This window comes from Embleya hyalina, from assembly GCF_003967355.1.
Classification (GTDB): Bacteria; Actinomycetota; Actinomycetes; order Streptomycetales; family Streptomycetaceae; genus Embleya; species Embleya hyalina.
In genome coordinates, this window is record NZ_BIFH01000052.1 from 41,590 (window position 1) to 64,498 (window position 22,909).

Genomic DNA, 22,909 nt, shown 5'->3' on the forward strand with positions numbered 1-22,909 from the left:
TGATCCGTCCCCGCCCGCTCCGGCTCGTGGTCACGGGTCGTACGGCGAGGCGGGCGCGATGCGGGCGAGGGCGCGGTGGGTGTTCGGGAGGTCTGCCGACGCGCGTTCGAACGATGATCCGACGATGCCTAGACTGGGCCGAACGAGTAACGGCCCGGTTGCCACGAAGGCGACGGAGGGCACGGGGGCGGAGACGGCGCACGTGGCGAACAGGAGGCCCCGGTTCGGGCGTTTCGGCCGGGCCCGTTCCCTCGGCATCGCCGTGATCGGCGTGCTGCTCGCCGCCGGCATCGTCGTCTTCGTCGGCGGTGCGGCGCCACCCCCGCCGACCACCCGGCCGCTGCTCCTCGGCGGCGTCATACCCGGTCCCCAGGGCCCGATCGCGCTGCCCACCGACGCGCCGCCCGTCGCGCCCACCGAGGCCGAGCGGGCCTGGCTCGCCCAGGGCACCGTCCCCGGGGCGACGCCGCGCGATCGCGAGACGGCCGAGCGCGCACTGCTCGACATGCGCACCCTGACCCAGCCTGACGGGTCGGTCGCCGCGGCCTGGTACGGCATCTGGAAGTACGTCTGGCCGCGCGACGCCGCGTGGGTCGCGGCGGCGTACACCGCCACCGGGCACGGCCGCGACGCGCTCGCCGTACTGCGCCGGCTGGCCACACTGCAACGCCCCGACGGCACCTGGGAGGCGCGCTATCGGCTGGACGGCGGCCCCGTCGGGGACAAGCGCGCCGCCCAGTTGGACGGCAACGGCTGGGTGCCGTGGGCGGTCTGGTTCTGGTACGTCCACCAGGACCCGAAGGCTCCCGAAACGACCGCCGCGCTCGCCGAGTTGTGGCCCATGGTGCGCGCGGCCGGCGACGCGGCGACCGGACGGCTGCGGCCGAACGGGTTGCCGCCGCGCGGCCCGGACTACTGGGAGACCCGGACCGATCAGGTCACCCTGGGCACCGCCGCGCCGCTGTCGGCCGGGCTGCGGGCATCCGTGGACCTGGCCCGCCGGATCGACCCGGTCGCGGCCGAACGCTGGGCGGGGCCCTCGCAACGGCTCGACCGCGCGATCCGGGACACCTTCGGCCGGCACGACTACCCGCGCACGGCCTCGGCCAAGGGCGGCGCGGACACGGCGGTGACCTGGCTCGGCCCGCCCTTCGCGCCGGCCGACGCCGGGGTCGCGAACGCGGTCCGCGGCGCCGCCGAACGGCTGACGCTGCCCAACGGGGGCATCCTGCCGGGCGAGCACTGGGCCGGCGACCCGACGGCGGCGTGGACCCCGGAGACCGCGTCGTTCGCGCTGTTCGACGCGGCGAGCGGGGACCGGGCCGGCGCCCGGCAACGGCTCGACTGGCTGGCCGAGCACCGCACCGCGTCCGGCTCCCTCCCCGAGAAGGTCTCCGCCGACGGCAAACCCGCCTCGGTGGCCCCCCTGGCCTGGACGTCGGCCGGTGTGCTGCTGACCCTGACCGCCCTGGACCGACCGCTGCCGATCCCCTGAGGGGACGGCGAGGCGGCCCGACCGGCCGGCTCGTCGTGGCGGCCGGCCGGGCCGCGTGGTCGGGCGTCAGGACTCCGTGTCCTCCGTGACCTTCGCGGCCAGCTGCGGGGGCATCGGGTCGTGGCGGCAGTAGGTGCGGGCGAACTGGCCCGTGCCGTGGCTGATCGAGCGCAGGTCGATCGCGTAGCGGCTGATCTCGATCTCCGGGACCTCGGCCCGGATCAGGGTGCGGCCCGAGCCGACGGGTTCGGTGCCGACGACGCGGCCGCGGCGCGAGCTCAGGTCGCTGAGCACGCCGCCCACGTACTCGTCGGAGACGGTGACCCGTACCTCGGAGACCGGTTCGAGCAGGTGGATCCGGGTGCTCGCGGCCGCCTCGCGCAGCGCGAGCGCGCCCGCCATCTGGAAGGCCATGTCGGAGGAGTCGACCGAGTGCGCCTTGCCGTCGGTCAGCGTCACCCGCAGGTCCACCATCGGATAGCCGGCCGCGACTCCCTTGTCCATCTGCGCGCGCACGCCCTTCTCCACCGACGGGATGAAGTTGCGCGGCACCGAGCCGCCGAAGACCTTGTCGACGAACTCGAACCCGGTCCCGCCCGGCAGCGGCTCCACGTCGATCTCGCAGATCGCGAACTGCCCGTGCCCGCCGGACTGTTTCACGTGCCGACCGCGCCCGCTCGCCTTCTCCGCGAACGTCTCGCGCAGCGACACCCGGTGCGCCACCGCGTCCACCGCGACCCCGTAGCGGCTGCGCAGCCGGTCGAGCAGCACCTCGACGTGCGCCTCGCCCATGCACCACAGGACCAGCTGGTGGGTGTCGGTGTTGTGCTCCAGGCGCAGCGTCGGGTCCTCGGCGACCAGGCGGGCCAGCGACTGGGAGAGCTTGTCCTCGTCGGCCTTGCTGTGCGCGCGGATGGCGACCGGCAGCAGCGGGTCGGGCATCATCCACGGCTCCATCAGCAGCGGATCGTCCTTGTCCGAGATGGTGTCGCCGGTCTCGGCCCGGGTCAGCTTGGCGATCGCGACGATGTCGCCGGCGATGCCCCGGTTCAGCGAGCGCTGCTGCTTGCCGAGCGGGACGGACATGGCGCCGATGCGCTCGTCCAGGTCGTGGTCCTCGTGGCCGCGATCGGCCATCCCGTGTCCGGACACGTGCACCGTCATGTCCGGGCGCAGCGTGCCGGAGAAGACCCGGACCAGCGAGATGCGGCCCACGTACGGGTCGGAGGTGGTCTTGATCACCTCGGCCGCCAGCGGGCCCTCCGGGTCGCAGGTCAGCGGGTCGCGGGGCTTGCCGTCGGGGGTGGTGACCGGCAGGACCTCGTGCTCGGGCGGCGCGGGACAGGCCCGGATGATGCCCTCCAGGAGTTCGATGGTGCCCAGCCCGTCCGGCGCGACCGCCAGCACCGGGTAGAACGAGCCGCGGGCGACCGCCGTCTCCAGGTCGCCGATCAGCGTGTCCACGTCGATCCGCTCGCCGGAGAGGTAGCGGTCCATCAGGGACTCGTCCTCGCTCTCCGCGATGATGCCCTCGATCAACCGGTTGCGGGCGTCCTCGATCAGCGGCAGGTGTTCGGGATCGGGGTCGAGGCTCTCCCGGGTGCCGGAGGAGTAGTCGTAGACGCGCTGGGTGAGCAGGCCCATCAGACCCGCCACACTCTCGTCCTCGCCGTGCAGCGGCAGGTAGAGCGGCAGCACGGTGTCCGAGTCGGGGTCGCCGAACACGCGCTGGCAGATCAGCACCATCTCGTCGAAGTCGGCGCGGGCCTGGTCGAGTTTGGTGATCACGATCGCGCGCGGCATGCCGATCGAGGCGCACTCGTCCCAGATCATCCGGGTCGAGCCGTCCACGCCGTCGGCGGCCGAGACCACGAACAGCGCCGCGTCCGCGGCGCGCAGGCCGGCCCGCAGGTCGCCGACGAAGTCCGCGTAGCCCGGGGTGTCGAGCAGGTTGATCTTGACGCCCTCGTACTCGACGGGGGACAGCGACAACGCCACCGACCGGTGCTGGCGGTGTTCGATGTCCTCGTAGTCGGACACGGTCGTCCCGTCCTCGACGCGACCGGCCCGGGGAATCGTCCCGGTCGCCACGAGCAGGGACTCCACCAATGTCGTCTTGCCCGCGCCCGTGTGGCCCACCAGCACCACGTTGCGCACCGCGTTCGGGCTCTCGGGCGCGGTTACCCTGCCGACGGTTCCGGCGCTAGCTCCGGATTTATCCGCCATGTGCCACCTCCTGGTTGTCCATCTGGTGCGGTCGTCGCAGACGTCCCGGACGCGCAGGTGCAAAGTCGGTCGTCGGTACGCCAACGTCCGCAAATCGATTCCTGAACGGCAGCATTGCCCCGACGCCGGACCGAGTACAAGTGTCCTCGCCGTACGCGCCCTTCTCCAACGCGGCACGCCCGGGTGCGGCACGCCCGGACGACGGGGGGCTCGGGACGTGCGACCGCGTCAGTACGATGGGCGCACCAGGCGGGTCGAGTCCATCGGATCCCCCGCCGCCCCGGCAATCCTTCGGGAAGGCGATGCTCAACAAATACGCTCGTGCCTTCTTCACGCGTGTGCTCACCCCGTTCGCGAGTTTCCTGCTGCGCCACAACGTCAGTCCGGACACGGTGACGCTGATCGGCACCCTCGGGGTGGTCGTCGCGGCGCTGGTGTTCTTCCCGATCGGCTGGTTCCTCACCGGCACGCTCGTCATCACCGCGTTCATCTTCTCCGACCTGGTCGACGGCAACATGGCGCGCCAGTTGGGTCGCTCGACCAAGTGGGGGGCGTTCCTCGACTCCACGCTCGACCGGGTCGCGGACGCCGCGATCTTCGGCGCGCTGGCGATCTGGTTCGCGGGCGACGGCGACAACCTGCGGATGTCGATCCTCGCCATCGTCTGCCTCGGCTCCGGCCAGGTGGTGTCGTACTGCAAGGCCCGCGCCGAGAGCCTGGGCCTGGCGTGCGACGTGTCCGGGTTGATCGAGCGGGCCGAACGGCTGGTCATCTCGCTGGTGGCGACCGGTCTCGACGGGCTCGGTGTGCCGTACATCCAGGAGGCGGCGCTCTGGTTCATCGCCGTGGGCAGCGTGATCACCGTCTTCCAGCGGATGATCGCGGTGCATCGTTCGGCGTCCGCGATCGACAACGCGCTGCCCGGAGGTGACAAGGGATGACCGAGGTCGGGCAGCGACTGGCCGACACCGGGTACGCCCTGGGCTGGTCCGTGGTCAAGCGGCTGCCCGAACCGGTCGCCGGCGCGGTCTTTCGGCACATCGCCGACGTCGCGTGGCGCAGGCGCGGCGGCGGGGTGCGGCAACTCGAGGCCAACCTGCGCCGCGTGCTCGGGCCCGACGCCACACCCGAGCGCGTCCGCGAGGTCTCGCGCGAGGGCATGCGGTCCTACCTGCGCTACTACCAGGAGGCGTTCCGCCTGCCGGTGTGGGACCGGGAGACGGTGCTGGCCCGGATGGAGTGCGACGTCACGCTGCTCGACAAGTGCAGCGCGCGCGGCAAGGGCGTCATCTTCGCCCTCCCGCACATGGGCAACTGGGACCACGCCGGCGCCTGGATCACGCTCAAGGGCTACCCGTTCACCACCGTCGCCGAGCGACTGCAACCGGAGTCGCTCTACCAGCGGTTCGTGGCCTATCGCGAGTCGCTGGGCATGGAGGTGTTGCCGCTGACCGGCGGCGACGGCAACACGTTCGGCACGCTGGCGCGGCGGCTGCGCGAGGGCCGGTTGTTGTGCCTGCTGTCCGACCGCGACCTGACCGCCGCCGGGGTGCCGGTGACGTTCTTCGGCGAGCCGACCCGGATGGCGGCGGGGCCCGCCGCGCTGGCCGTACAGACCGGCGCGGCGCTGATCCCGGTCACCCTCCCGTGGGACGGCAAAGTCGTCCGCGGCACGCTGCACCCGGAGATCGAGGTGCCGGCCGAGGGCACCCGCCGGGAGAAGATCGCGGTGATGACGCAGCAGGTCGCCGACGCCTACGCGCGGGCGATCGCGCGCGACCCGCAGGACTGGCACATGCTCCAACCGTTGTGGCTCGCCGATCTGGACCGACGCCGGCTCGCCCGGATCGAGGGGGTCAAGTGAGGATCGGCGTCGTCTGCCCCTACTCGTGGGACGTGCCGGGCGGTGTCCAGTACCACGTGCGGGACCTGGCGGCGAACCTGATCGCGCGCGGCCACGAGGTCTCGGTCCTGGCGCCGGCCGACGACGACACCCCGCTGCCCGACTACGTGGTGCCTGCCGGTCGGGCGGTGCCGGTGCGCTACAACGGCTCGGTGGCCCGGCTCAACTTCGGGTTCCTGTCCGCCGCGCGGGTGCGGCGGTGGATCCACGACGGGCACTTCGACGTGCTGCACATCCACGAACCGGCCACCCCCAGCTTGTCGTTGCTCGCGTGCTGGGCGGCGTCCGGACCGGTGGTGGCCACGTTTCACACCTCCAACGCCCGCTCGCGCGCGATGATCGCGGCCTACCCGATCCTGCAACCCGCGCTGGAGAAGATCAGCGCGCGGATCGCGGTCAGCGAGTACGCGCGCCGCACGCTGGTCGAACACCTGGGCGGCGACGCGGTGGTGATCCCGAACGGGGTGGATGTCGGCTTCTTCGCCGACGCGCCCGTCGAGCCCGCGTGGCAGGGCACGCCCGAGGCGCCCACCATCGGCTTCATCGGGCGGATCGACGAGTCGCGCAAGGGACTTCCCACTTTGATCGAGGCGTTTCCGAGGATCGTCGAGGCGTTTCCGGGCGTGCGGCTGCTGGTCGCCGGGCGCGGCGACGCGGAGGAGGCCGTGGCGGATCTGCCGGAGGCGCTGCGCGGGCAGGTCACGTTTCTCGGCATGATCGGTGATCCGGACAAGGCGCGGTTGTTGCGCAGCGTCGATGTGTACGTGGCGCCGAACACGGGTGGCGAGAGCTTCGGGATCATCCTGGTCGAGGCGATGTCGGCGGCGGCGCCGGTGCTGGCGAGCGACCTGGACGCGTTCCGGCAGGTGCTGGACGGCGGACGGGCGGGGGAGTTGTTCGCGGTGGAGGACGCCGAGGCGCTCGCCGCCGCCGCCGTGGGGTTGTTGCGGGATCCGGTGCGGCGGGAGGAGTTGCGGGAGGTCGGGCGCAAGCACGTGCGGCGCTATGACTGGGAGACCGTCGGCACGGACATCCTCGGCGTCTACGAAACGGTCACCGCCGGAGCGCCCGCCGCGTAGCGATCGCTCTCCCCGGGGCGTACTAGGGTCGCCGGGTGATGACTGTCATCTGGATCCTGCTCGCCGTGCTCGCGGTCGGGGTGTATCTGAGTTGGACCGCCGGGCGGCTCGATCGGCTGCATGCGCGGGTGGACTCCAGTCGGGCCGCCCTGGACGCGCAGTTGTTGCGGCGGTCGGCCGTGGCGCAGGAGATCGCCACCTCCGGGCTGTTGGATCCGGCGTCCTCGCTCGTGCTGGCCGGCGCCGCGCACGAGGCGCGCAACGCGGCCGAGGAGGAGCGGGAGGTCGCGGAGAGCGATCTGACCCGGGCGCTGCGGATCCTGTTCGAGGCCCCGGACCAGGCGGACGACCTTCGGGCCCGACCCGGCGGCGAGGAACTGGTCGCGGAACTGCAGACCGCGGTGCGCCGGGTGCCGATGGCGCGGCGATTCCACAACGACGCGGTGCGCGGCGCGCGGGCGGTGCGCCGGCACCGACTGGTGCGCTACCTGCGGCTGGCCGGCCACGCCCCGTACCCCGTCACCTTCGAGATGGACGACGAGGAACCCCACGCGTTGCAGCCCGGTGGGTCCTGACGGGAGCCACGTGCAGGCCACCGTGGACAGATTGGCCCGGGTAATTCGCCGGGGTGGCATGACATTAGGATCCACATCACCCGTACGATGGAGCCAACCGTCGTCGATCGCATCTGTGTGAGGTCATCCGTGTCCACCACCCCCGCAACCCCCCAGACCGGCACCGACCTGGTCAAGCGCGGCATGGCCGAGCAGCTCAAGGGCGGCGTGATCATGGACGTCGTCAACGCCGAGCAGGCGAAGATCGCCGAGGACGCGGGCGCGGTCGCCGTCATGGCGCTCGAGCGCGTGCCGGCCGACATCCGCAAGGACGGCGGCGTCGCGCGCATGTCCGACCCGGACATGATCGACGGCATCATCGGCGCCGTGTCCATCCCCGTGATGGCCAAGGCCCGCATCGGCCACTTCGCCGAGGCCCAGGTGCTCCAGTCGCTGGGCGTGGACTACATCGACGAGTCCGAGGTGCTCACCCCGGCCGACGAGTCGAACCACATCAACAAGTGGCGCTTCACCACCCCCTTCGTGTGTGGCGCGACCAACCTCGGCGAGGCGCTGCGCCGGATCACCGAGGGCGCGGCGATGATCCGCTCCAAGGGTGAGGCCGGCACCGGCAACGTGGTCGAGGCGACCCGGCACATGCGCACCATCCTCAAGGACATCAAGGCGCTCTCGGTCCTCGACGAGGACGAGCTGTTCGTCGCCGCGAAGAACCTCCAGGCGCCGTACGCGCTGGTCAAGGAGGTCGCCGAGGCCGGCAAGCTGCCGGTGGTGCTGTTCACCGCGGGCGGCATCGCCACCCCCGCCGACGCGTCGATGATGATGCAGCTCGGCGCCGAGGGCGTGTTCGTCGGCTCCGGCATCTTCAAGTCGGGCGACCCGGCCAAGCGCGCCAAGGCGATCGTGGACGCGACCCTGCACTTCGACGACCCGGACGTGATCGCCAAGGTCTCGCGCGGTCTGGGCGAGGCGATGGTCGGCATCAACATCGACACCCTCCCCGCCGAGCAGCGCTACGCCGGCCGCGGCTGGTAGTCCCGCGACACTTCGCACATGCCGTGGGCCGGGCCCGAACGCGATCCGCGTTCGGGCCCGGCTCGGTACCTACGACCGGACGAGGTTGACGTGTCCACCACTCCCATCATCGGTGTCCTCGCTCTCCAGGGCGACGTGCGCGAACACGCCATCGCGCTGGCCGAACTCGACGCGATCGCGCGCCCGGTGCGCAAGGTCGAGGAGTTCGCCGACCTCGACGCGCTCGTCATACCCGGTGGCGAGTCGACCACGATGTCCAAGCTCGCGGTCTCCTTCGGCCTGTTCCCGACGCTGCGCGCGCGGGTCGCCGAGGGCATGCCGGTCTACGGCTCGTGCGCGGGCATGATCATGCTCGCGGACAAGATCCTGGACGGCCGCGAGGACCAGGAGACGGTCGGCGGGATCGACATGATCGTGCGGCGCAACGCGTTCGGGCGCCAGAACGACTCGTTCGAGGCCGACGTCCCGTTCGCCGGGCTCGAGGGCGACGACCCCATCCACGGCGTGTTCATCCGGGCCCCGTGGGTCGAGTCGGTCGGCGCCGAGGTCGAGGTGCTGGCCCGGTTGAGCGCCGAGCCGTACGCCGACCGGATCGTGGCGGTTCGCCAGGGCAACCTGCTCGCCACGTCCTTCCACCCGGAGCTCACCCCCGACCGGCGTGTGCACGCGTACTTCGTGGACATGGTCCGTGCCACGCTCTGAGTCCGCGCGCCGGTAGGATCTTCCAGCCTGTACAGGTCCGTGCAGCGCACCCGCGACCCGAAGGAGTAGAGGCGGATGTCCGGCCACTCGAAGTGGGCGACCACCAAGCACAAAAAGGCCGTCATCGACGCCAGGCGCGGAAAGCTCTTCGCCAAGCTGATCAAGAACGTCGAGGTGGCGGCCCGCACCGGCGGCGGTGACGTCGCCGGCAACCCGACGCTCTACGACGCCATTCAGAAGGCCAAGAAGTCCTCGGTCCCGAACGACAACATCGACCGCGCGGTCAAGCGCGGCTCCGGTGCGGAGGCCGGCGGCGCCGATTACCAGTCGATCACGTACGAGGGGTACGGACCGAACGGTGTCGCGGTGCTGATCGAGTGCCTGACCGACAACCGCAACCGCGCGGCGTCCGACGTGCGGGTCGCGATGACGCGCAACGGCGGCTCGATGGCCGACCCGGGGTCGGTGTCGTACATGTTCACCCGCAAGGGCGTGGTGATCGTGCCGAAGAACGACCTGAGCGAGGACGACGTCCTGGGCGCGGTGCTGGACGCCGGCGCCGAGGAGGTCAACGACCTGGGCGAGACCTACGAGGTGGTCAGCGAGGCGACCGACATGGTCGCCGTGCGCACCGCGCTCGTCGACGCCGGGATCGACTACGACTCGGCCGACGCCAACTTCCTGCCCAGCGTCTCGGTCGAGCTGGACGAGGACGGCGCGCGCAAGATCTTCCGGCTGATCGAGGCCCTGGAGGACAGCGACGACGTCCAGGACGTCTGGGCGAACTTCGACGTGCCGGACGAGGTCATGGAAAGCCTGAACGCCGAGTAGGTCGGATTCTCCGAACGTGCGTGGGGCCGACGGCAACCGCCGTCGGCCCCACGCACGTTCGGGTCCGGTCCCGGCTACGGGTTGGTGTTTATCACGTACAGCAAAAAGCCCACGTACCACCCGGAGAACGCCGCCCCGGCGACCAGGACCGAGATGACCACCCCGCGCGGCCACTTGACCATCAGTCGGGCCAGCGGCAGCAGGATCGTGAAGGCCGGCAGCATGAAGCGCGGCTTGGAGTGGAAGAACCAGCCGTTGCTCGTGGTCAGTGCCAGGAACATCACCACGGCGCCGTAGACGTGCACCGACAGCGGGATCCGGCGGTCGCGGAAGGACCAGATCATCAGCGCCACCGACAGGATGATCACGAACGTGCAGACCACGTAGATCGGTCGGCCCAGGTGGGTGAGGTACTTGTTCATCCACTGGACGGTGCTTATGCCCCCGTCGAACCGCAGGTTGAAGGCCTTGTCCTGGATCCACATCCACCCGTCGGGGCGTCCGGCCAACCAGCCCACCCACGCGATGAAGCCCACGCAGGCCAGCGGCGAGATCAGCGTGGCCAGCACCGGGCGCCGCGCCTCCGGGGCCAGCAGGCCCACCCGCGCGCCGTCCTCCCGCCGCCGCAGCACGATCGCAAGCGCCGCCACCCCCAGCGCCGCGACCAGCGCGAACGCCGTGTTGCGGGTCAGCCCCGCGAACAGGCACAACACGCAGGCCAGGGTCCACTGCCGGCGCACCACCGCCAGCAGGCCCCACGAGGCGAACGCCACGAACAGCGCCTCGGAGTAGACCATGGTGAGCACCATCGAACCCGGCGCCACCCCCCACAGCAGCGCGAACAGGGTGGCCACCCGGTGGCTGCCGGTCAGTTCGCGCCCGAGCGCGTACAACCCCCACGCGGCCACCACGCCGGCGATCAGGGTGACCACCATCCCGGCGTTGAGCGCGGACAGTCCGGTCAGGTCGCAGACCAGGCGGACCGCCCAGGGGTAGCCGGGGAAGAACTCGACGTTGGTCCAGTACGGCTTGCCGGTCGGGGAGACCGGGATCTTGTCCACGTAGCCGAAGTCGGCGATGTCGCGAAACCACACGCCGTCCCAGGAGCCGAGCATCGACCAGAACGGCTTGCCCGTCGCCAGCGCCATCAGGCCGAGCACCACGAGGTTGACCGCGCGCGCGATCAGATACCCGAACACCGCCGTGCGGGCCGGGCGGAAGGACGCCCGTGCGCGGCGGAGCCCCTCCGCGCCGCCGAGCCGCACGCGCTCGGCGAGGCCGTCCGCGAACACGGTGTCGGGGGCCGCCGGCATCCTGGTCGCACCCTTCTCGGCGGCCGGCGGGGTCACGACGACCGGCATGGACGGCGACGGCATGAAAACCTTCCGGGCGGCGAGCGGGGAGCAGTCTGCAAGCGACCCTAGCGCTGCCCGTGCGGGCTCCCCGTCGGCGACCGGGCCGCTTGGGGAACGATCGTCACAGGGCTGTCATCGGGGCGTTATCGACCGGGGCAAGCCTACGTGTCGCTCGAACGAGTGATCACGGAGTGGCGATACCGAGGGGATCGGCGCGGCTGCACTAGGGTTTCCTCGGGCGAACACGTGTTCGTATCGGGTGTCGGTCGCCGCGGCGCGACGGACCACGACACGGGAACGACACGCGACGACACGGGGACCACGCGAATCCGACGCGAGGACGACACGAGAGGGGCGCGGCATGCGGGTCTTGGGGGTCGACCCCGGTCTGACCCGATGCGGCGTGGGCGTCGTCGACGGCGCGGTGGGCAAACCGCTGCGGATGATCGAGGCGGGCGTCGTGCGCACACCCGCCGACGCCACGATCGACGCCCGACTCCTCGGCATCGAGCAGGGCATCGAGGAGTGGCTGGAGCGGCACCGCCCCGACTGCGTCGCGGTCGAGCGGGTGTTCAGCCAGCACAACGTGAGCACCGTGATGGGCACCGCGCAGGCCTCCGCCGTGGCCATCGTGTGCGCCGCGCGGCGCGGATTGCCGGTCACCCTGCACACACCCAGCGAGGTCAAGGCCGCGGTGACCGGCAGCGGGCGCGCCGACAAGGCCCAGATCGGCGCCATGGTGACGCGTATCCTGCGCCTGGACGGTCCGCCGAAACCGGCCGACGCCGCCGACGCGGTGGCGTTGGCGATCTGCCACATCTGGCGCGGCGGCGCCTCCGACCGGCTCGCGGCGGCGGTCGCCGCGGCCCGCACCCCGGCCGGCCGGCTCCCGCGCGGCACCCGCCGCTGACCGGGGCCGCCCCGGCCGTACCCCGCCCCACCTCACCAACCACGCAGGAGCACTCGGGTGATCGCGTTCGTCTCCGGAACGGTGGCCGGCATCGGCCCCGACACCGCCGTCGTCGAGGTCGGCGGGGTCGGCCTGGCCGTGCAGTGCACGCCCACCACGCTCGCCGGCCTGCGGGTCGGCACACCGGCCCGGCTGGCCACGTCGCTGGTGGTCCGGGAGGACTCGCTCACCCTCTTCGGCTTCGCCGACGACGACGAGAAGCGCACGTTCGAGGTGTTGCAGACCGCCAACGGGGTGGGCCCGAAACTGGCCCTCGCGATGATCGCCGTCTACAGCCCCGACGCACTGCGCGCCGCGGTCGCCGCCAAGGACGCCAAGGCGCTGACCGCCGTGCCCGGGATCGGCCCCAAGGGCGCGCAGAAGCTGCTCCTGGACCTGAAGGACAAGCTCGGCGCGCCCACCGGCGCGGTCGGCGTCGGCAGCCCGGTGAGCGCGGGCTGGCGCGACCAGCTGCACGCCGCTCTGGTCGGCCTCGGCTACGCGACCCGCGAGGCGGAGGAGGCGGTCGACGCGGTCGCCCCCGAGGCGGACGGCGCCACGACCCCCGACATCGGCGCCCTGCTCAAATCGGCCCTGCGCGGCCTGAACCGCCGATGAACCCCTCCCGGCGGCCCGGCGACGACGCGGCGCGCACGGTGCCGGGGATGTCGCCGGCGTCCGGCAGGATGAACGCAGGCCGTACGACCACGACCCTGGGCGGAACACGATGACGCAGGACGGCGAACGCCTGGTGACCGCCGAGGCGGACGGCGAGGAGCAGGCCGTCGAGGCCGCGCTGCGCCCGAAGAACCTGGACGAGTTCATCGGCCAGGAACGGGTGCGCGAGCAGTTGTCCCTGGTGCTGACCGCGGCGCTCGGCCGCGGCGCGACCGCGGACCACGTGCTGCTGTCCGGCCCGCCCGGTCTCGGCAAGACCACGCTGTCGATGATCATCGCGGCCGAGATGGGCGTACCGATCCGGATCACCTCGGGCCCGGCCATCCAGCACGCCGGTGACCTGGCCGCGATCCTGTCCTCGCTGTCCGAGGGCGAGGTGTTGTTCCTCGACGAGATCCACCGCATGTCGCGGCCCGCCGAGGAGATGTTGTACATGGCGATGGAGGACTTCCGGGTCGACATCATCGTCGGCAAGGGACCCGGGGCCACCGCCATCCCGCTGGACCTGCCGCCGTTCACGCTGGTGGGCGCGACCACCCGGGCCGGGCTGCTGCCGCCGCCGCTGCGCGACCGGTTCGGTTTCACCGGACACATGGACTTCTACGCGCCCGCCGAACTCGAACGGGTGCTGAATCGTTCGGCAAGATTGCTCGACGTGGAGTTGTCCGCCGAGGGCGGGGCGGAGATCGCCGGCCGCTCGCGGGGCACGCCGCGGATCGCCAACCGGCTGCTGCGCCGGGTCCGCGACTACGCGCAGGTGCGGGCGAACGGCAAGGTCGACCGGGACATCGCGGCCCGCGCGCTCGACGTCTACGAGGTGGACGCGCTGGGCCTGGACCGGCTGGACCGGGCCGTGCTCCGGGCCCTGACCACGCTGTTCGGCGGCGGTCCGGTGGGCCTGTCCACGCTGGCCGTGGCGGTGGGCGAGGAGACCGAGACGGTCGAGGAGGTCGCCGAACCGTTCCTGGTCCGCAGCGGTTTCCTGGCCCGCACGCCACGCGGCCGGGTGGCCACCGCCAAGGCCTGGGCGCATCTGGGACTGAACCCCCCACAGGGTGCGCTGCCCGATCGGCACGGCGCGCAACAGAGCGTGTTGTTCGACAACGGGGCCGTGACCGGTAAGGATGCAACCGAGTGAGGCCGCTGCCTGTCGGGAACGCACGCGGCCGGTAGTCGTTGTTCCTGTAGTAAGTACCCGTCTAGACTCCGCCGAGGCTGCCGCGCCGTGGCCGGCCGAGTGTCACCGTCCGGGCCGCCGCGCGGCCTTGGGAAGGAATCGTTTCAAGCCGTGGACCCGCTTACCCTCCTCCTGCCAGTAATCATCGTCGTGGTGTTCTACTTCCTGATCATCAAGCCCGGGAAGGCACGCCAGCGACAGGCCATGGAAACGCAGAACTCGCTGGTTCCGGGGGCCGAGGTCCGCACGATCGCGGGTCTGTACGCGACGGTCACCGAGGTCGAGGACGATTCCGTCATCCTTGAGGTGGCCCCCGACGTGCACTGCCGCTTCGTGAAGAGCGCCATCGCGGCGGTCCTGTCCTCCGGCGACGAGCCCGAGGACGACGAGACCGACGACGAGCACGACGACGCTGCCGAGACCGGCGACGACGCCGTGCGTCTGGACAAGAAGCCCGAGGCCGGCGAGGACGCCGACGCCGCGGACGGCAAGACCGTGGACGTGACCAAGGCCGAGGGCGCGAGCAAGGCGTCCGAGACCGGCGACCGGCTGCGCAAGGACGACAAGCAGGACTAGCTCGGTTCGTGATGGCCGCGGTGGTCCCAGGGCCACCGCGGAGCAATACAGTCATGTGACCGGGGGTGACACCCCGGATACGAGAGCGCCCGACCAACCGTCGGGCGCCGTGCCGTGCCGGCGACCGTGGGGCAATCCCGACGCGGCGGCATCGAGAGGGAGATTGGGCGAAGGTGGCAGCACCGAAATCGAGTTCCCGAGGGCACCCGGGACGGGTCCTTGCCTTCATCGGGGTCGTGATCGTGGCGTTGTACGCGATCATGTTCTCGACCGGGGACAAGACCCCACGTCTGGGCATCGACCTCGCGGGCGGCACGAGTGTCACGCTCACCGCAAAGGCCGACCAGGGCCGTAACGGCGCGGTCAACAAGAGGAACATGCAGACCGCGGTGGAGATCATCCGCCAGCGTGTCAACGCGTTCGGTGTGTCCGAGGCGGAGGTGCAGACCGAGGGCGACAAGAACATCGTCATCAGCATCCCCAAGGGCAAGAACGAGAAGGAGACGGCGGAGCAGGTCGGTCAGACCGCGAAGCTGTTCTTCCGTCCCGTGCTCGAGGCGGCGCCGATCGCTCCCCAGGGCGGGACCAAGCTGCCGCTGACGCCGCCGTCGACGCCGCCCGCGAGTGCGCCTCCGGCGGCGGGCACGCCGTCCGCGAGCACGCCCCCGGCGGCCGAGTCGAACAAACCGCAGGGTCGGGTGATCCCGAACCTGAAGGACGCGTCCGGTGCCCCGACACCGCCGCCGTCGACCCCGCCCGCGACCACTCCGCCCGCGACGCCTCCGGCGAACACCCCGCCGGCCGGCGCCGACGCGAACGGCATCACGCCCGAGCTGCGCGCGAAGTACGCCGACCTGGACTGCAACCGTCCGGAGAACCGGGGCCTGGGTTCGGAGCCCATTCCGGAGGACAAGCCCACCGTGGCGTGCAGCCGCACCCAGGGCGAGAACGCGGAGAAGTACATCCTGGGTCCGGTGCTGATCCCCGGCACCGACGTGTCCTCGTCGAAGGCGCAGCTGCCGCAGAACGGTTCCGTCGGGGGCTGGGAAGTCGAGCTGAAGTTCAGCGACTCCGGCACCGACAAGTTCACCAGGATCACCGGTGACCTGGCGCAGGGCAAGTACCCGACCAACCGCTTCGCGATCGACCTGGACGGTGTGGTCGTCTCCGCGCCGTCGGTCAAGGCGGAGATCCCCGGCGGCAGCGCGGTGATCTCGGGCGACTTCACCCGCACCTCGGCGAACGACCTGTCGAACGTGCTCAAGTACGGCGCGCTCCCGCTGTCCTTCACCAAGAGCGACGTGACCACGGTGTCCGCCTCGCTCGGTGGCGACCAGCTCCGGGGCGGTCTGATCGCGGGTGCGATCGGCATCGTCCTGGTCATCCTGTACTCGCTGTTCTACTACCGCGGCCTCGGCCTGGTGAGCATCGCGAGTCTGGTGGTCTCGGCGGCCCTGACCTACGCCATCATGTGTCTGCTCGGCCGAAGTATCGGCTTCGCACTCAACCTGCCGGCGGTGTGCGGCGCGATCGCCGCGATCGGTATCACGGTGGACTCGTTCATCGTGTACTTCGAACGCATCCGGGACGAGATCCGCGAGGGTCGCACGTTGCGGCCCGCCGTGGAGAAGGCGTGGCCCCGCGCCCGGCGCACCATCCTGGTGTCCGACGCGGTGTCGTTCCTGGCCGCCGCGGTGCTCTACGTGGTCTCGGTCGGCAAGGTCCAGGGCTTCGCGTTCACCCTCGGCCTGACCACGCTGCTCGACGTCGTGGTGGTGTTCCTGTTCACCAAGCCGCTCATGACGATCCTCGCCCGGCGCAGGTTCTTCGCGGACGGCCACAAGTGGTCCGGCCTCGATCCCGTCGCGCTCGGCGCCAATCAGCGCCAGTCGTATCGCGGTCGTCGCTCCCGTGGGCGCGCGGCCGGCGTGAAGGAGGCGTGATGAGTCGCTTCTCCGACCTCAAGAACATCGGCGTCCGGCTGCACCACGGCGACGTCTCGTTCGATTTCGTCGGTCGCAAGAAGATCTGGTACTCGATCTCGGCGCTGATCCTGGTGCTCGCGGTCGGCGGCCTGCTCGGCCGCGGGCTGCACGAGGGCATCGAGTTCAAGGGCGGGTCGGTCTACACGATCCAGGACACCTCGGCCTCGCAGGGCGACGCGCGCAAGGCGGTGGAGCCGTTCACCGACGGCACCGAGGCCATAGTGCAAAAGGTCGGCGGCAGCGGTCTGCGGATCCAGCTCGCCGAGTCCGACGCGGACAAGACCAAGCAGATCTCGGCGGCCATCGCCAAGGATCTGAAGGTCGCGCCCGACAAGGTCAACACGCAGGTGGTCGGTCCCAGCTGGGGCAAGGAGATCTCCAAGAAGGCCCTCCAGGGCCTGGTGATCTTCATGATCCTGGTGGTGATCTACCTCACCTTCGCCTTCGAGTGGCGCATGGCCGTGGCCGCGTTGGTCGCGCTCATCCACGACATCGTGATCACCATCGGGGTGTACGCCCTGGTGGGCTTCGAGGTGACGCCCGGCACGGTGATCGGTCTGCTGACGATTCTCGGTTACTCCCTGTACGACACGGTCGTGGTGTTCGACACGGTCAAGGAGAACACCAAGAACATCACCAAGCAGACCAAGCGCACCTACAGCGAAGCGGCCAACGCCGGTCTGAACCAGACCCTGGTGCGCTCGATCAACACCACCGTGGTCGCGCTGCTCCCGGTCGCCTCGCTGCTGTTCGTCGGCGGCGGGCTGCTGGGCGCGGGCATGCTCAAGGACATCGCGCTGTCGCTGTTCGTGGGTCTGGCCGCCGGCGCGTTCTCGTCGATCTTCATCGCCACGCCGATACTGGCCGACCTCAAGGAGCGGTCGCCGGAGATGCGGCTGCTCGCGAAGAAGGTGGCCCAGCGTCGGGCGTCCGAGGCGAAGGCGGCCAAGGCCGCCGAGGCCGCGGGCATCCCCGCGGACCAGGCCGAGGGTCACCCGGACGTGGACGAGGAGACCGAGGCGGACGAGGACGAGACCGTACCCGCGCAGGGCGGCGCGGCTCGCGCGGGCGCCGCGCGCGGCCGGTCGCGCACCCGTCCCGCCGGCAAGAGGAAGCGCTGATGACCACCGACTCCGGCGAGCTGCGCAAACTGCTCGAAAGCCGGATCCGGGACGTGCCGGACTGGCCGAAGCCGGGCGTGGTGTTCAAGGACATCTCGCCGCTGCTCGCCGACCCGGTCGCCTTCGCGGCCCTGGTCGACGCGCTGGCCGAGCGCTGTGCCGGCCGGGTGGACAAGGTGGTGGGGATCGAGGCCCGAGGCTTCATCCTCGCCGCTCCGGTCGCCCTGCGGGCCCGGGCCGGATTCGTGCCGGTGCGCAAGGCGGGCAAGCTGCCGTGCGCCACCCACGCGCAGTCCTACGAGCTGGAATACGGCTCGGCCACCCTCGAGGTGCACCAGGACGCGTTCGGGGCCGGTGACCGGGTGCTCGTGATCGACGACGTGCTCGCCACCGGCGGGACCGTCGAGGCCACGATCGACCTGATCCGGCGGGCCGGAGCCGAGGTGGTCGGGGTCGAGGTCCTGCTCGAACTCGGCTTCCTGGACGGCCGGGCCCGGCTCGCGCCGGTGTTGCCGGACGGCGTGCTGGAGTCGTTCATCGTCGTGTGACACGCCGCCCGCGGCCGGTGCTCGGAGGCCGGAGGCGCCCCAGGTGGGGAGCCTCCGGCCTCCGCCGTTTCGGCGGCCGCCGAACCGGATGGCCGAGTGTCGACGGCGCGGGTCAGTACGATGGAATTTCCGTCATCTGTGGGAGGAGTTCCCTTGCCGGACGAGGTCGCGCCCGTCGCGTCGTCCTCGGGGGATGCCGTCGAACACGCGGCTCCCTCGGACGACGCCACACGTGCCACACCGGGGCCCGCGGGTCATCCGCCGGTGAGCGCCGGGGGAGCCGAGGAGGCTCCCGCCCGGGCCCGCGCCGACGCGCACGCCGAACCGCCGCAGGAGCGGCCCGCGGCGTCGGCCGAGCCGCCCGCGAACCGGCCCGGTCCGGCCGACACCCGGGGCCCGGCGTCCGAGGAGAGCGCCGACGGTCCCCGCGGCAGCGACGGCCACAGCGGCCCTGCGGCCGGTGCGGCCGGACCCGAGGCCCGGGGGCCGCGACCGGTCGCCAAGGCGGCGCCGAGCGCGGCGGGCGCCTCGCGCACCGGCGAGCGCTCGCGCTCGTTGCGGGTGGACGGGCCCAGCCGGGTCCGCGCCCGCCTGGCCCGCCTCGGCGTGCAGCGCAACAGCGTCTACAACCCGGTCCTGGAGCCGCTGCTCCGGGTGGTCCGGGTCAACGACCCCAAGGCCGACCTGCGCCAGATCGAGCGGGCCTACACCACCGCCGAGCGCTGGCATCGCGGCCAGCGGCGCAAGAGCGGCGACCCGTACATCACCCACCCGCTCGCGGTCGCCACCATCCTGGCCGAGCTGGGCATGGACCCGCCGACGCTGATGGCCGGACTGCTGCACGACACCGTCGAGGACACCGACTACGGGCTCGACGCGCTGCGTCGCGACTTCGGCGACACCGTGGCGATGCTCGTGGACGGCGTGACCAAGCTGGACAAGGTCAAGTTCGGCGAGGCGGCGCAGGCCGAGACCGTGCGCAAGATGGTCATCGCGATGGCCAAGGACCCGCGCGTGCTGGTGATCAAGCTCGCCGACCGGCTGCACAACATGCGCACCATGCGCTACCTCAAGCGGGAGAAGCAGGAGCGCAAGGCCCGCGAGACGCTGGAGATCTACGCCCCGCTGGCGCACCGCCTGGGCATGAACACGATCAAGTGGGAGCTGGAGGACCTGGCCTTCGCCATCCTCTACCCCAAGATGTACGACGAGATCGTGCGCCTGGTCGCCGAGCGCGCGCCCAAGCGGGACGAATACCTGGCCCTGGTCACCGACCAGGTGCAGGGCGACCTGCGCTCGGCGCGGATCAAGGCGACGGTGACCGGGCGGCCGAAGCACTACTACTCGGTCTACCAGAAGATGATCGTGCGCGGCCGCGAGTTCACCGAGATCTACGACCTGGTGGGCATCCGGGTCCTGGTCGACTCGGTCCGCGACTGCTACGCGGCGCTCGGCACGATCCACGCGCGCTGGAACCCCGTGCCCGGGCGGTTCAAGGACTACATCGCGATGCCCAAGTTCAACATGTACCAGTCGTTGCACACGACGGTGATCGGGCCCGAGGGCAAGCCCGTCGAACTGCAGATCCGCACCTTCGACATGCACCGCCGCGCCGAGTACGGCATCGCCGCGCACTGGAAGTACAAGGCCGAGGCGGTCGGTGCCAAGGGCGCCGCGAAGACCGACACCAAGTCCGCGCGCAAGGGCGAGGACCCGGCCAACGACATGGCCTGGCTGCGTCAACTCCTGGACTGGCAGCGGGAGACCGAGGATCCGGGCGAGTTCCTGGAGTCGCTGCGCTTCGACCTCTCCAGCCAGGAGGTCTTCGTCTTCACCCCCAAGGGCGACGTGATAGCGCTGCCGGCCGGCTCGACCCCGGTCGACTTCGCCTACGCGGTGCACACCGAGGTGGGACACCGCACCATCGGCGCCCGGGTGAACGGCCGCCTGGTGCCGCTGGAGAGCCGGTTGGACAACGGCGACCTGGTGGAGGTGTTCACCTCCAAGAGCGAGACGGCGGCGCCCAGCCACGACTGGCTCGGCTTCGTGAAGTCGCCCCGGGCGCGCAACAAGATCCGCCAGTGGTTCTCCAAGGAGCGCCGCGAGGAGGCGATCGAGCAGGGCAAGGAGGGCCTGACCCGGGCCATGCGCAAGCAGGGCCTGCCGCTGCAGCGGCTGATGTCGGGCGGCGGGGACACGCTGGTGACGCTGGCGCACGAGTTGCGCTACCCCGACATCTCCTCGCTGTACGCGGCGATCGGCGAGGGACACGTCTCGGCGCAGACCATCGTGCAGCGCCTGGTCGAGTCGCTGGGCGGCGAGGAGGGCGCGACCGAGGACCTGGCCGAGGCGACCCGGCCGACCACCACCCGGCGCCGGCCGCGCTCGACCGGCAATCCGGGCGTGGTGGTCAAGGGTGTCGACGACATCTGGGTCAAGCTGTCCCGCTGCTGCACGCCGGTGCCGGGCGATCCGATCATCGGATTCGTCACCCGGGGCAACGGCGTCTCGGTGCACCGCCAGGACTGCGGCAACGTGGAGTCGTTGTCCCGGCAGTCGGAGCGCATCGTCGACGTCGAGTGGGCGCCGACCGCGTCCTCGGTGTTCCTGGTGGCGATAGAGGTGCAGGCCCTCGATCGGTCCCGGTTGTTGTCCGACATCACGCGCGTGTTGTCGGACCAGCACGTGAACATCCTGTCCGCGTCGGTGGCCACCACGCGCGACCGGGTCGCGGTGAGCCGGTTCACCTTCGAGATGGGCGATCCGAAGCACCTGGGCCACGTGCTCAAGGCGGTGCGCGGGGTCGAGGGCGTGTTCGACGCGTACCGGGTGACCAGCGGACGGCAGCAGTAGCCCCACGCGGGGCGGGAGGCGGCGTCGGGAGGGTTTTCCGGCGCCGCTCGGTCGTTGTGTCCGGGGGAGCGGGGCGGGGGCCTGTGGGCGGCGCTCGGGGCCGCTGCGACGCGCGCCGTCGGGCCGGGAACGGGGCGGTGCGGGATCGGGACGCAAGCGGGTGCCCGGGCCTTGGTCGCGACCGGGTCCGGGCGGGGAACGCGGCGGGCCGGTCACGTCGGGAGCGCTCGGTCGTGACCGGGGCCGGACCGGAAAGCGCGGTGGCTCGGGCGCGTGGGGAGCGGGGCCGGGACGGGGCGGGCGCCGGCCCGGGCGCGGTCGGTCGTGGTCGGTCGTGGTCGCGTCCGATAACGGGCCGATGGCACCACGGGCGGGCCCGGACCGGCTGTCGCCGATCCGGGCCCGCCCGTGTGTGGTGTGCGTCGCCGCGCCGCGGAGCCGGCCGCGCCTACGCGAGGGATCCGCGTACGCGCACGCCCGCGCGACTCGAACCGCTCGGCCGGCCGCCCGTCCCGCTCAGCCGGAGAACTCCTCCAGCGCCTTGTTCGCCTCGGCCAGCCACTCCGCGCGGGCCGCGATCGACTCCTCGGCCTCGCGCAGCTTGCGCTCGTTGCCCGCCGCGCGGGCCTTCTCCGCCTGCTGGGTGAGCTTGTCGATGGACGCCTGGATCTGGTCCACCGCGGCCTGCGCGCGAGCCCGGGCCTCCGGGTTCGTGCGCTTCCACAGCTCCTCCTCGGCCTCGCGGATCGCCCGCTCGACCGTCTGGAGCCGGGCCTCCATCCTCGGCCGGGCGTCGCGCGGGACGTGGCCGACGGCCTCCCAGCGATCGTTGATCGAGCGCAGTGCCGCCCGAGCCGCCTTGACGTCCGTCACCGGGAGGATCGTCTCGGCCTCGACGAGCAGCACCTCCTTCGCGGCCTGGTTCTCCCGCTGCTCGGAGTCGCGCTCGGCGAACACCTCGCTGCGCGCCGCGAAGAACACGTCCTGCGCGGCCCGGAAGCGCTGCCACAGCTCTTCCTCGACGTCGCGCTGGGCCCGGCCGGCGGCCTTCCAGTCGTTCATCAGGTCGCGGTAGCGCGCCGCGGTGTCGGTCCAGTCGGTGGACGCGGACAGCGCCTCGGCCGCCTCGACCAACTTCTCCTTGACCCGCTTGGCGCTGTCGCGCTGACCGTCCAGCTCCGCGAAGTGCGCCTTGCGGCGCTTGGCGAAGTTGGACCGGGCCTGGGAGAACCGATGCCACAGTTCGTCGTCGGCCTTGCGGTCCAGGCGCGGCACGGCCTTCCAGGCGTCCACCAGCGCGCGCAGTCGCTCGCCGGCCGGTCGCCAGTCCGTGCTCTGGCCCAGCAGCTCGGCCTCGGCGACGATGCGCTCCTTGGCGCCCTGCGCCTCCTCCTGCGCCTTCGCGCGGGTGGCCTTGCGCTCCTCACGCTTGGAATCCACCACGGTCACCAGCGCGTCCAGGCGCTTGACCAGCGATTCCAGATCGCCGACCGCGTTCGCGTCGACGATGCTCGCGCGCAGGCGCTCGATCGCGTGGTGGGCGTCCTTGGGCGCGAGGTCGGTGGTCCGTACCCGCCGCGCGAGCAACTCCACCTCGACGGCGAGTCCCTCGTACTTGCGCCGGAAGTAGGCCAGGGCCTCGTCCGGGGAACCCGCCTGCCACGAACCGACGGAGCGTTCACCGTCCGCCGTCTTGACAAAGACGTTTCCCTGCTCGTCCACGCGGCCCCACGGGTCGCTGCTCACAGCGGCCTCCTTCGATGCTGAATGCGGCGCACTCTACACAGGACCCCCCGGGCGCGGGCCGGGCCGTGCCCGGGGAGT

General features: G+C 71.4%; 19 protein-coding genes. 16 read left to right on the forward strand and 3 right to left on the reverse strand.

Features of this window, described 5'->3' with window-relative positions:
* The first annotated feature begins 202 nt into the window (after positions 1 to 202).
* Entirely contained in the window at positions 203 to 1,495 is a 1,293-nt protein-coding gene (locus EMA17_RS46770) for a glycoside hydrolase family 15 protein (protein ID WP_126643330.1), read from the forward strand.
* Positions 1,496 to 1,561: 66 nt separating this feature from the next.
* On the opposite strand, the gene EMA17_RS46775 is transcribed toward EMA17_RS46770, so the two are convergent.
* Positions 1,562 to 3,721, reverse strand: a complete 2,160-nt coding sequence (locus EMA17_RS46775; protein ID WP_126643331.1) for an elongation factor G-like protein EF-G2 — start codon at positions 3,719 to 3,721, stop codon at positions 1,562 to 1,564.
* Between the two features lie 236 nt (positions 3,722 to 3,957).
* On the opposite strand from EMA17_RS46775, the gene pgsA reads away from it, so the two are divergent.
* The 7 genes from pgsA to EMA17_RS46810 all read left to right on the forward strand — a co-directional run bounded on the left by pgsA (position 3,958) and on the right by EMA17_RS46810 (position 9,843).
* On the forward strand, positions 3,958 to 4,662 hold the full coding sequence (gene pgsA, locus EMA17_RS46780) for a phosphatidylinositol phosphate synthase (protein WP_170222373.1): 705 nt from the start codon (positions 3,958 to 3,960) through the stop codon (positions 4,660 to 4,662).
* Positions 4,659 to 5,585 (forward strand): phosphatidylinositol mannoside acyltransferase, encoded by a 927-nt coding sequence (locus EMA17_RS46785; RefSeq protein ID WP_126643333.1) that lies wholly within the window; start codon positions 4,659 to 4,661, stop codon positions 5,583 to 5,585. The genes pgsA and EMA17_RS46785 overlap by 4 nt, the downstream gene beginning before the upstream one ends.
* Positions 5,582 to 6,703, forward strand: a complete 1,122-nt coding sequence (locus EMA17_RS46790; protein ID WP_126643334.1) for a glycosyltransferase family 4 protein — start codon at positions 5,582 to 5,584, stop codon at positions 6,701 to 6,703. Before EMA17_RS46785 ends, EMA17_RS46790 begins: the two co-directional genes overlap by 4 nt.
* A 38-nt stretch (positions 6,704 to 6,741) precedes the next feature.
* On the forward strand, positions 6,742 to 7,278 hold the full coding sequence (locus EMA17_RS46795; protein ID WP_126643374.1) for a LemA family protein: 537 nt from the start codon (positions 6,742 to 6,744) through the stop codon (positions 7,276 to 7,278).
* An 87-nt stretch (positions 7,279 to 7,365) separates the two neighbouring features.
* A complete protein-coding gene (gene pdxS, locus EMA17_RS46800) occupies positions 7,366 to 8,310 on the forward strand; it encodes a pyridoxal 5'-phosphate synthase lyase subunit PdxS (RefSeq protein WP_078974445.1) in 945 nt (314 codons plus the stop codon).
* A 90-nt stretch (positions 8,311 to 8,400) separates the two neighbouring features.
* Positions 8,401 to 9,012: a pyridoxal 5'-phosphate synthase glutaminase subunit PdxT gene (gene pdxT, locus EMA17_RS46805; protein WP_126643335.1), complete on the forward strand. Its 612-nt coding sequence runs from the start codon at positions 8,401 to 8,403 to the stop codon at positions 9,010 to 9,012.
* 75 nt (positions 9,013 to 9,087) lie between these two features.
* The gene (locus EMA17_RS46810) at positions 9,088 to 9,843 is read left to right on the forward strand and encodes a YebC/PmpR family DNA-binding transcriptional regulator (protein WP_126643336.1); all 756 of its coding nucleotides are present in this window, start codon (positions 9,088 to 9,090) and stop codon (positions 9,841 to 9,843) included.
* Between the two features lie 74 nt (positions 9,844 to 9,917).
* Here EMA17_RS46810 and EMA17_RS46815 read toward each other — a convergent pair whose 3' ends face one another.
* Positions 9,918 to 11,204 carry a mannosyltransferase family protein gene (locus EMA17_RS46815; protein WP_160161816.1) on the reverse strand — a complete coding sequence of 429 codons (1,287 nt, stop codon included), beginning with the start codon at positions 11,202 to 11,204 and terminating at the stop codon, positions 9,918 to 9,920.
* A 355-nt stretch (positions 11,205 to 11,559) separates the two neighbouring features.
* Here EMA17_RS46815 and ruvC point away from each other — a divergent pair, with 355 nt between their 5' ends.
* From ruvC to EMA17_RS46855, 8 genes are all read left to right on the forward strand, one after another.
* Positions 11,560 to 12,108, forward strand: a complete 549-nt coding sequence (gene ruvC / locus EMA17_RS46820; RefSeq protein WP_078974441.1) for a crossover junction endodeoxyribonuclease RuvC — start codon at positions 11,560 to 11,562, stop codon at positions 12,106 to 12,108.
* 57 nt (positions 12,109 to 12,165) lie between these two features.
* Positions 12,166 to 12,765, forward strand: a complete 600-nt coding sequence (ruvA, locus tag EMA17_RS46825) for a Holliday junction branch migration protein RuvA (protein ID WP_126643338.1) — start codon at positions 12,166 to 12,168, stop codon at positions 12,763 to 12,765.
* Positions 12,766 to 12,874: 109 nt separating this feature from the next.
* The gene (gene ruvB / locus EMA17_RS46830; protein WP_126643339.1) at positions 12,875 to 13,963 is read left to right on the forward strand and encodes a Holliday junction branch migration DNA helicase RuvB; all 1,089 of its coding nucleotides are present in this window, start codon (positions 12,875 to 12,877) and stop codon (positions 13,961 to 13,963) included.
* A gap of 150 nt (positions 13,964 to 14,113) precedes the next feature.
* On the forward strand, positions 14,114 to 14,578 hold the full coding sequence (gene yajC / locus EMA17_RS46835) for a preprotein translocase subunit YajC (protein ID WP_160161817.1): 465 nt from the start codon (positions 14,114 to 14,116) through the stop codon (positions 14,576 to 14,578).
* A 173-nt stretch (positions 14,579 to 14,751) separates the two neighbouring features.
* Positions 14,752 to 16,521 (forward strand): protein translocase subunit SecD, encoded by a 1,770-nt coding sequence (gene secD / locus EMA17_RS46840; RefSeq protein ID WP_126643341.1) that lies wholly within the window; start codon positions 14,752 to 14,754, stop codon positions 16,519 to 16,521.
* The gene (secF, locus tag EMA17_RS46845; RefSeq protein WP_126643342.1) at positions 16,521 to 17,684 is read left to right on the forward strand and encodes a protein translocase subunit SecF; all 1,164 of its coding nucleotides are present in this window, start codon (positions 16,521 to 16,523) and stop codon (positions 17,682 to 17,684) included. The genes secD and secF overlap by 1 nt, the downstream gene beginning before the upstream one ends.
* Positions 17,684 to 18,232 (forward strand): adenine phosphoribosyltransferase, encoded by a 549-nt coding sequence (locus EMA17_RS46850; protein WP_126643343.1) that lies wholly within the window; start codon positions 17,684 to 17,686, stop codon positions 18,230 to 18,232. Before secF ends, EMA17_RS46850 begins: the two co-directional genes overlap by 1 nt.
* A 264-nt stretch (positions 18,233 to 18,496) precedes the next feature.
* The gene (locus EMA17_RS46855) at positions 18,497 to 21,085 is read left to right on the forward strand and encodes a RelA/SpoT family protein (protein ID WP_371863227.1); all 2,589 of its coding nucleotides are present in this window, start codon (positions 18,497 to 18,499) and stop codon (positions 21,083 to 21,085) included.
* A 516-nt stretch (positions 21,086 to 21,601) separates the two neighbouring features.
* On the opposite strand, the gene EMA17_RS46860 is transcribed toward EMA17_RS46855, so the two are convergent.
* Entirely contained in the window at positions 21,602 to 22,831 is a 1,230-nt protein-coding gene (locus tag EMA17_RS46860) for a DUF349 domain-containing protein (protein WP_126643345.1), read from the reverse strand.
* Positions 22,832 to 22,909: the final 78 nt, after the last annotated feature.